The sequence below is a fragment of the Dendronalium phyllosphericum CENA369 genome (assembly GCF_016056275.1).
Lineage (GTDB): Bacteria > Cyanobacteriota > Cyanobacteriia > Cyanobacteriales > Nostocaceae > Dendronalium > Dendronalium phyllosphericum.
The window spans coordinates 1-9,660 of record NZ_JAECZA010000121.1; the positions used below are offsets into that span (position 1 = coordinate 1).

General features: G+C 41.9%; 9 protein-coding genes. 7 read left to right on the forward strand and 2 right to left on the reverse strand.

All coding sequences use genetic code 11. The annotated features are described in order from the left end of the window. Positions 1-1,123: response regulator (locus I8752_RS20130; RefSeq protein ID WP_214434070.1), on the reverse strand; the 1,123-nt coding region annotated here is incomplete at its 3' end. Between the two features lie 719 nt (positions 1,124-1,842). On the opposite strand from I8752_RS20130, the gene I8752_RS37480 reads away from it, so the two are divergent. The 7 genes from I8752_RS37480 (at position 1,843) to I8752_RS20155 (ending at position 7,422) form a co-directional block, all read left to right on the forward strand. After that, on the forward strand, positions 1,843-2,553 hold the full coding sequence (locus tag I8752_RS37480) for an ATP-binding cassette domain-containing protein (RefSeq protein ID WP_225895778.1): 711 nt from the start codon (positions 1,843-1,845) through the stop codon (positions 2,551-2,553). Positions 2,554-2,604: 51 nt separating this feature from the next. Continuing rightward, positions 2,605-2,967, forward strand: coding sequence for a hypothetical protein (locus tag I8752_RS37485; protein WP_225895779.1), 363 nt, complete (start codon positions 2,605-2,607; stop codon positions 2,965-2,967). Beyond that, a complete protein-coding gene (locus tag I8752_RS37490; RefSeq protein WP_225895780.1) occupies positions 2,915-3,610 on the forward strand; it encodes an ATP-binding cassette domain-containing protein in 696 nt (231 codons plus the stop codon). Before I8752_RS37485 ends, I8752_RS37490 begins: the two co-directional genes overlap by 53 nt. Then, positions 3,607-3,933 carry a DUF6825 family protein gene (locus I8752_RS20140; RefSeq protein ID WP_214434071.1) on the forward strand — a complete coding sequence of 109 codons (327 nt, stop codon included), beginning with the start codon at positions 3,607-3,609 and terminating at the stop codon, positions 3,931-3,933. Before I8752_RS37490 ends, I8752_RS20140 begins: the two co-directional genes overlap by 4 nt. Before the next feature lie 195 nt (positions 3,934-4,128). Beyond that, positions 4,129-5,814 carry an ABC1 kinase family protein gene (locus tag I8752_RS20145; RefSeq protein WP_214434074.1) on the forward strand — a complete coding sequence of 562 codons (1,686 nt, stop codon included), beginning with the start codon at positions 4,129-4,131 and terminating at the stop codon, positions 5,812-5,814. Between the two features lie 14 nt (positions 5,815-5,828). Beyond that, the gene (locus tag I8752_RS20150; protein WP_214434072.1) at positions 5,829-6,563 is read left to right on the forward strand and encodes a Stp1/IreP family PP2C-type Ser/Thr phosphatase; all 735 of its coding nucleotides are present in this window, start codon (positions 5,829-5,831) and stop codon (positions 6,561-6,563) included. Between the two features lie 661 nt (positions 6,564-7,224). Further along, the gene (locus I8752_RS20155) at positions 7,225-7,422 is read left to right on the forward strand and encodes an NblA/ycf18 family protein (RefSeq protein ID WP_096558866.1); all 198 of its coding nucleotides are present in this window, start codon (positions 7,225-7,227) and stop codon (positions 7,420-7,422) included. A 475-nt stretch (positions 7,423-7,897) separates the two neighbouring features. On the opposite strand, the gene I8752_RS20160 is transcribed toward I8752_RS20155, so the two are convergent. Continuing rightward, positions 7,898-9,448 carry a serine/threonine protein kinase gene (locus I8752_RS20160; protein WP_214434073.1) on the reverse strand — a complete coding sequence of 517 codons (1,551 nt, stop codon included), beginning with the start codon at positions 9,446-9,448 and terminating at the stop codon, positions 7,898-7,900. Between the last annotated feature and the right edge of the window lie 212 nt (positions 9,449-9,660).

The following is a 9,660-nucleotide window of genomic DNA, read 5'->3' on the forward strand; positions in this document are numbered from 1 at the left end:
CTACTCCCCCACCTCCCCCTACTCCTCCACTCCCCTGTTGCAGTTCTACGGATGCTGTTTCCTTGCCTTTTGCTGCAATTTCCTGACGCAATAGCTTCACCCAATTTTGCAAATTGGCTGTCTCAAATGGCTTCAATGTTTTACCAGATTTCAGTAGTAGCTCAATTTTACGTGCTAGCTTTGAGCCTTCGGCTAAACCAAAAGTGCCCAATGAACCCGCTAGGGTATGCGCCTCTTGTGTTGCTTGCGCTCTCAATTCTGGATCTAAAGCCTTCTGATTTAAAGCTGCTTGCTCTAGCACCTTCACTTGTTCGTCTACGCGCCCGCTAAACCGTTGCCAAATTTCATCTACTGCTGCTAATGTCTGCTTCTTAGAAATATTGCTGAGTGAGGAGTTAGGAGTTAGCAACTCTCCCCCTATCTCCAGCTTCTTGCTTTCTACCTCTTCTTCCTGCGGTTTCAGACGATAGCCAATACCATATACTGTTTCAATTAAATCGCTAGGCACTCCCGCAGATTTTAATTTATGCCGTAATCCTTTAATATGAGTGCGAACTGCTTCTTCTCCGGGAGTATCTTCATAAGACCAAAGATGTTCTAAAATCATGCTGCAACTAAACACTCGACGGCTATTTCGCAAAAACAACTCCAAAAGTCCATACTCTTTTGGGGTTAATGACAGCAAGTCTTGGTTATAAGTAACTTCACAACTTTGAGGATCGAGCTGCAAATTTCCCCATTTTAAGATTGGTTGTGATGTTGTACTCCCACGACGCAATAACGCTCTAACACGAGCAACTAACTCTTCTTCCTCAAAAGGTTTAACTACATAGTCGTCTGCACCTGCATCTAACCCGATCGCTTTTTCATGACTGCTATCACACCCTGTTAATAATAAAATAGGCATTTGCAAACCTTTAGAGCGGATTTGACGACAAAGGCTAATGCCATCTAGCTTAGGCAACATCACATCTAGGAGAATTAAATCATAATCATAAGTTTCGATTAATTCCCAAGCAGCGTCACCATCACAAGCAACTTCAACCGCATAATTTTGGTTAGTGAGAACGGCAGTCAGTGCATAAGCATTTAATTCGTCATCCTCTACAACTAAGATTTTCATACTAACAACTTTCTGAGGGTTAATGATTTAACAGATAACGAGTGCAATAAATAAATTACAATACGAATTAATATTAATTCCTAGTTTAAAAGCATATTAAATGATGCGTCTGGAAAGCATTAATCTTAATTAACAAATATCCACATTTATCAATCTTTAGATAGATAATAACTGAATTAAAGTATAAATACTTGCATTGTTATTTCTGCGACTTTCTGAATCTTTCTGCGATCGACAGCACCCTAGAAAGACCGCTCGTTCCCAACATCTTTTAAATCTCACACTTAGTTGGTAGACCTCCTCAGATCCGATCTTGGGATCTCACGCTATCCCTGAAGTCTGGCGAACGAACGAGGTAGCTTCCCAAGTAGAGGAACTGCCGATTATTTTAGCAGCGTTGTAGTAGGCGATCGCTATCCAAGGGAAGTTCTTCGTGCTACACTGTAGTCAACACAAAACCTCATCACATCGCCAGCAAGATAGCTGAAATGAAGTAGTAGCAAACAACTGTTGCACCCAAGCAATAAATGCAAAGCTAAATAAACACGAGAAGTTTGACAGGTTACTTCGCAACAGTCATGCATTAAAGATATTATTATCGCTCGTTTCGACATAAAGCTGCTAGTAAAATCGCTGCGGCTGATTTTGTTGCATACCTAATCCACCCGTAATTTTTGTGTATAGACAGGTGGCAGTTTGCAAATTGAGGTTTGACAAGAATGCAGAAAAAATCAATATTATTAGCTGATAATTTAAGCTATCAACTCGGTTTGGAAAGGACTTTATTTCAAGGAATTCAAGTGAGTATTGAGGCAGGCGATGCCTTTGGCAAGACGCTTTCGCATCAACGCATTGCTTTAGTAGGTCGTAATGGTGTCGGAAAATCAACTCTATTAAAAATACTTGCAGGCCAAATTAATCCTAGTACTGGTTCTGTTTGGCAGCAGGGCATTGTCTACTATTTGCCACAAATCAGCACTATTAGACAAGAAATAAATACAGGTACAGTGCTGAATTTTTTAATTTCTATCTCTGAGGAATGGTGGAAGATTGAAGAGATTTTGCAAGCGCAATTTCATACAAATCTTGACCTTTCATTACCAATTGGGAATTTGAGTGGTGGGGAACTAACGAAACTATTTTTAGCCATTGGTTTATCTCAACAGCCAAATCTGCTGTTACTAGATGAGCCAACTAACCACATGGATTTGCCAGCATTAGAAAGCTTGAGGCAGTTTCTTTTAGAATTTTCTGGTGCGTATGTAATTGTTTCTCACAAACCATTTTTCTTAAACCAAGTAACAGAAGTTACTTGGGAACTTACACCTGGGGGTGTGAAAGTATATGGAGGCAATTTTTCTTATTATCGAGAACAGAAACAAATCGAGTTAGAAGTAGCATTGCGTAGACGCGAAGCGGCTTGTCGTTAGACATCGCACGAAGTCGCCAGAAAGGAACTCAAACGCACCCAAGCTGCGGCGATGCAAGAACAGCAACGCGCAGCGCAATCTAACCGCAATGGTCGGGCAAAGTTTCTCAATGGTAGCATTGACAGAGCAACCGCCGGATCGATGAAAACTAAAGCTGAGATATCAGCCGGAACTGCGAAAAAGAAACATGAAGCAGCTGTAGCTAAGGCTACTCAAAAGGTTGCAGATACAAAGGTAAAAACAACCAAACTCACAAGTATTCAGCTAGAACAAAAAAATCAAAAGCGCAGAAATCTCATCGATATTCAAGGTGCAAATCTTTGGATATCAAAACGCCTGTTGATTCAAAATATTCAATTGCATGTGTCCTCTGGCGATCGCCTTGCCATTGTTAGGTACAAATGGTTCGGGTAAATCGACTCTGGTAAAAGCCATTTTGGGGATGGAGAAGCAAACAGCAGTTTTAGAGTCAGGTGAGGTAATGCTTGCACCAGCAATCAAAGCCGTATATCTCGACCAAACCTATGAACTAGTAAATCGTCAGCAGACAATTTTGGAAAATATGCAAGCTGCTAATCCTAGCCTTAATTACCAACTGTTACGCCAACAGTTGGGACACTTTATGTTTAAATACGATGACGTTCATAAAAGCGCGTCTGTATTAAGTGGGGGCGAATTGGCAAGATTAGCGATCGCTATAATCAGCATTTCACAAATTGATTTATTGATTCTCGATGAGCCAACCAATAACCTAGATATTGAAACCGTCGAGCAAATGGCGATCGGACTTAATGAATGCCAAGGTGCTATTTGGGTCATTTCCCACGACCTCGATTTCCTCAGCCAAATCGACATTACTCAAAGTTTCAAGTTGCAAGAGCAAGCCCTACAAATGACGACTAATTTACCCAGTACGCCAGAGCAATATTATCAAGAGTTACTGCAATCTCAATGTCTAGCCATCTCTAATCCTAAATATCTAGCTCCGCAGCAGAAGCCGCAAAGCATACAGGCAAGTTATAATTCTTTTGCGGACGAGCGTAACAAAAATTTATGAGTAACCCCCTTTCACAAGCCTTTTTCGTGGGTAGAGCAGTAGCTGAAGTGATTAATGAACGCTTAGAGGTCGCCTTGACCGATGCTTTGAGCGAACTGGGCAAATTTGATGCTGAAGCTAGAGAGCAACTGCGCCAGTTTACAGAAGAAGTCACCGAACGAGCAAATCGGGCCGCGGAAGCTGCTAATGTCGGTCAAACTACCCCAGGTGTTAGCCAACCAGGCTCAACTCCAGTTGACTTGCAAGCAGAAATCGATGAATTACGAGCAGAAATTGCCCTGCTGCGAACAGAACTGCAACATCATCGCAGAACTTCTGCATAAGTTTGGTTATTAATTATTAGTCATTGGTCATTAGTCAGTGGTCAGTAGCAACTAACAACTGCCTTCTGTGCAGACGCGTAGACGCTCGTAAGAGTATAATCGCGTCTCTACAATTGACATATCAAAAACAGTTTAGGAACTGAAGTGTCTTTTCTTCCAGGTGATTCGGTGACAAACCAACGGTACGCAAAAAATATGGAACAAGGTTATTCAGATAAGGCATACCGTTGGAATCGTGAAAACTACTCGAGCAAACGGCGCTTTGTAGACATTTGGTCTTTCGTGTTGACCTTAATGTTCAAGATTTGGCGTTACAACAAATCTTGGAGTTATCCAGGTGGTATAACTGAGGCCAAGCAAGCTGCAAGACGAAAAGCCCAAGCAATTTGGATTCGCAATACCTTGCTGGACTTAGGCCCAACTTTTATTAAAGTGGGGCAATTGTTTTCTACCCGTGCTGATATATTTCCTGGGGAATATGTAGAAGAGTTGGCAAAGCTTCAAGATAGAGTGCCGGCATTTAGCTACGAGCAAGTAGAAACGATTATTGAGCAAGAATTAGGGAAGAAAATACCTGAACTCTTCCAGAATTTTGAACCTATTCCCCTAGCTGCTGCTAGCTTGGGGCAAGTACACAAAGCTGTGCTGCATACTGGGGAAGCAGTTGTTGCTAAAGTACAGCGTCCCGGACTAAAAAAGCTATTTGAAATCGATTTACAAATTCTTAAGGGAATTGCCCGCTACTTTCAAAACCATCCCAAATGGGGTCAAGGGCGAGATTGGCTAGGCATTTACGAAGAGTGTTGTCGCATTCTTTGGGAAGAAATCGATTATCTCAACGAAGGTCGTAACGCTGATACTTTTCGCCGTAACTTTCGCGGTCACGACTGGGTGAAAGTCCCAAGAGTTTACTGGCGCTACACTTCGCCTCGCGTGCTGACTTTAGAATATCTTCCCGGAATTAAAATCAGCCAATACGAAGCTTTAGAGGCAGCAGGCATAGATCGTAAGGTAATTGCGCGTCAAGGCGCTCAAGCGTACCTGATGCAATTGCTCAATAATGGCTTTTTCCATGCCGACCCCCATCCCGGCAACATTGCCGTCAATCCAGATGGTGCTTTGATATTTTACGATTTCGGCATGATGGGACGAATCAAGTCCAACATCCGGGAAGGACTGATGGAAACGTTGTTTGGCATTGCTCAAAAAGATGGTGGTCGCGTAGTTCAGTCTCTCATAGATTTGGGAGCGATCGCACCAGTGTCAGATATGGGGCCAGTGCGGCGTTCTGTCCAGTATATGCTGGATAATTTTATGGATAAGCCTTTTGAAAACCAATCTGTGGCAGCGATCAGTGACGACCTCTACGAAATAGCATATAATCAGCCATTTAGATTTCCTGCAACCTTCACTTTTGTAATGCGAGCTTTTTCCACCCTAGAGGGGGTAGGCAAGGGTTTAGATCCAGAATTTAACTTTATGGAAGTTGCCCAACCATATGCAATGCAGCTTATGACCAATATGAATGGTTCTGATAGTAATAGCTTCCTCAATGAACTAAGTCGTCAAGCAGTTCAAGTAAGTACGACTGCATTTGGACTGCCACGAAGATTAGAGGACACACTAGAGAAACTAGAGCGCGGAGATATGCGCGTGCGCGTCCGTTCCATAGAAACGGAACGCCTGCTCAGAAGACAGAGCAATATTCAGCTCTCAATGAGCTACGCTGTGATAATCAGTGGATTTACTCTTTCTGCCACCATTTTATTGGTTAAAGATTATGTATGGTTGGCGCTGCTGGCTGGTTTAATCGCCGCAGTAGTCTCAGTGATACTGATCCGCTTGCTTTTACGCCTCGACCGTTATGACCGAATGTATTAATTATTCAAAAATTTATGAAACTTAATTTCACGGGTTTCAGCGATCCGGGACTGATTCGTTCTAGTAACCAGGATGCTTATTACGTCGACCCTGAAGGGCGATTTTTCATTGTTGCTGATGGTATGGGTGGTCACGCGGGAGGTGAAGAAGCAAGTCGCATTGCCAATCGCGAAATTCAGGCGTATTTGGTAGCAAATTGGGATTCTTCTGAGTCTACAGCAAAATTGCTAGAGAAGGCATTGTGGCGAGCAAACGAAGGCATTTTACAGGATCAGCAAAATCATCCCGAACGCGCTGACATGGGCACTACAGTTGTAGTAGTAATTTTTCGCTCGCCAGATTCGCCTTTGTGCGCTCACGTTGGTGACTCACGGTTGTACCGCTTGCGAGGAACGCAGTTAGACCAGGTGACAGAAGATCATACCTGGGTGGCAAGGGCTATCAAAGTTGGTGATATTACCTCTGATGAAGCACGAGTTCATCCTTTCCGTCATGTGCTGTCGCGTTGTTTGGGACGCGAAGACCTACATCAAGTTGATGTGCAGCCGCTGGATGCTAAAGTTGGCGATCGCTTGTTGTTATGCAGTGATGGTCTGACCGAAGAACTTGTCGATCAAAAAATTGCTGATTACCTCCATGACACCTCATCACTAGAAAAAGCTGCCCTCTCTCTTATTGAAGCTGCCAAAGAGGAAGGTGGACACGACAATATTACAGTCGTTATCGTCGCAGTTGAAAACAGTCATTAGTCAGCGATGGAAATGAGGTTTACCTCAAGACAGCGCTGGTTTAACCCGTAGAGCGCGTCTACAAGTCGGCGTTTGCCCTTGGCGTTCCCGTCGTCGCACAGCGTCTTTTTTTCAAAGAAGGCTAGCCGCCCAATGCACTGCCTCACAAGTAGCAAATCCGGTAAATATACTCATCAATTTGTTCAGCCTGAGCATTTTTCTGATTTACAAATTGATAAAAATACTTTTAGCAACCAATTTTACTTGTTGGTGGCTAAGTTTATATAATTTAGGTAATTGACATCTTGCGCCTAATGATATATAGCGAATATAATTCACGCTTAATACCTTTTATTTTTCCGTCCTTTTAAAAACATCTCCTGATGTGGAGGTGTTTAAACGAAGAGGAAAGTAAATAAAGGTACGCTAACTCTACCGGAACTCACAACTGGTGATTTATTCCGGAATCTGCTTTGACAGACTTGAGTTGTATATCAGTAGGTTTAGGTGCAGGCTCTCAAAAGCCAAAAATTTATCCTTAAGGGTATGGGCAATTTGTCACACAGTTGTTATCTTTCTTAATACAGAGGTACAACTGTAGGCTAAATTCCATTCTAAGTATTACCCTTTTGGCTTCTGCGATCGATGTAACTTTTACGCGTTGTTTTCTTCGGAGATTAATATGAGCAAACCCATCGAACTATCTTTGGAACAGCAATTCAGCATCCGCTCCTTTGCTACTCAAGTACAGCACATGAGCCACGAACAAGCACAAGACTTTTTAGTTAAGCTTTACGAGCAAATGGTTGTGCGCGAGGCTACTTATCAGGAATTACTCAAGCATCAGTGGGGCATCGACTCAGGTTCCGCTTTGGCATAAATTTAGTTTTTGTGTCGCAGTGGGCGACCTCCTTCTCTTGCTCGGTTCCACGGAGGAAAGGGGCTGGGGATGCCGGGGCGTCAACTTCAAGATCGGCAATTAATTCAGTACTGGCAATTTAAAAAATTAAGTTTTTATCGAGCAAACTTTTTTGCTCCATATCATATTGATTGTATTTTTTTACACTAACTGTGCTCTGAAATTAGCAATCAATATTAGTCTAGTCTGTATCTAGGTTGAATTCCGCCAATAATTGGTACATTATTTTGTACTTACTTACCCGCTGTAATACATACAGAAGATGAGTTACGTAGATTCAACTAAATATCTCTAGCACTGCCATTAATTATATTTTCTATAAGCTAACCTTACAACTAGATAGACATATTTGTTTACAATAGTTTACATTTTTGTTAAAAGGTATCTTTAAAAGGGAACGAGCAACAGTTCGATAGGCTATACTTTGGGATTCTGCCTAACCAGAAATCTCGAAATGAGCGTCTGTATCAATTGCTTCCAATTTTGCCAAAATTTGGGGTTTAATCTTTTCGTACTCGCTTTTAAGTAAACTTTTGCTAACCTGGGGATCGGCTGCCGATACTAAAGTTTTGCCTGCTGTTACCCATTGTTGGAGTCGTTGGCGTTGGGCAGAGGCAATACTAGTAACTAAGACATGAGCACAGCGATTTGGTGTCTCGCGCGCAAAGAACAACAGGCGATAACAACCTGTTTGTCCTAGTAAGTTGGTGATTTCTTGACCGAGACTAGTTTTGAGATCGAGGTAGTAAGGCAACCATTTAGCACCATGTTTGCGATTATAGATGACAGTAATCCAAAGCAACATGGGATGGGGAACTGTAATGAAAAGAAATTGATTGTAACGTTTACAAGTTAAACGTTTGAAAATTTCTCGTTGTGGTAGCATTATCCACAAAGCGGGTAAAATTTCTCCATTGGCATTAATAGGCTGGGGAAAAACGATATCGGCAATAGGTTTATTTTCCGGCCAGGAAGTGGAGAGAGCAATTTCATCTTTTGATAGGGATATGTGCAAGTCGGCTTTTGGTTTCGACTCAACATCAGTTTTAATTGCAAGGGCATGACTAGATATACTATTACTCCCGTTTGGAATTGGATGCGTGCGGTTATGTTGTTCTAGAGATTCCAAAAGTTGGAGTATTTCACTGATGCTTTGGGGGCGATCGCGTGGTACTTTGGCGAGACAACTCATCACTAAATTCTCCACTTTTTTGGGAATTTGCAATCCAGGGCTAACCTCAGCAAAGGTACGTGGTGGTTGAGTGTGATGTGTTTTGTACCATGCTCCAAAAGAGTGAGTTGGTGCTAACAGCGGCATCTTACCTGTTAGCATCTCAAACATCATCACTCCTAAACTATAAATATCAGAGCGGTTGTCTAATTCCTTGCCTTCCATCTGTTCGGGAGAGGAATAAGCCAGCGTTCCCAAATAGTATTTCGTTTGATCGCTATTTGCTTGTAGTAACTTAGCAATACCAAAATCTAAAACCTTGACCAACTCTCCAAAACTGGAGTCTTGAATCACCAGCATATTGCTGGGTTTAATATCCCGATGAATAATTGGGTAGATTGTGCCATCAACTGGGATACCGTCATGAGCGCACTTTAACCCCAAGCAGATTTGCCGTGCCATGCTTAGGAATCTTGGTAAAGAGAGATGATGCTGACGGATCAGATTGTTGAGACTATGCCCTTGCAAGTATTCCATAACATAGAACGGAGTGTTATTTTCGTCTACGCCATAGTCCATCACTCGAACAATGTGGATGCTTTTTTGCCCTAGCAAGGCACAGGTTTTTGCTTCTCGCTCAAAGCGGTCTTGTAACCTAATTTTTTCATTTTGTATTGACAGAGCGAGAAACTTCACAGCAACTGGTACGCCTCCCAACAAAACATCCTTAGCACGATAAACTCTACCCCCCGGATTTCTCACAAGCAGTAAAAAATCAATTTGTATGGCTTGATGTGAGGTAGTTTTCTGATACATCACCAATCAAAATTTATGCGCGGAGTTAAATTAAGCATAAAACCGTAGATACAAAGCTAAAATAGCTACTTTTTTTTTATTAGTACTAAAATCAAAATGTTATCTTCATAAAATTGAGCATTCCAAAACAAGACTTGAATTAATCCAAGCTCAAAGTATCATTAGTTAGAAATAAGTAAAAGACAACTAAACTTTAAACTATGCGGTATTAG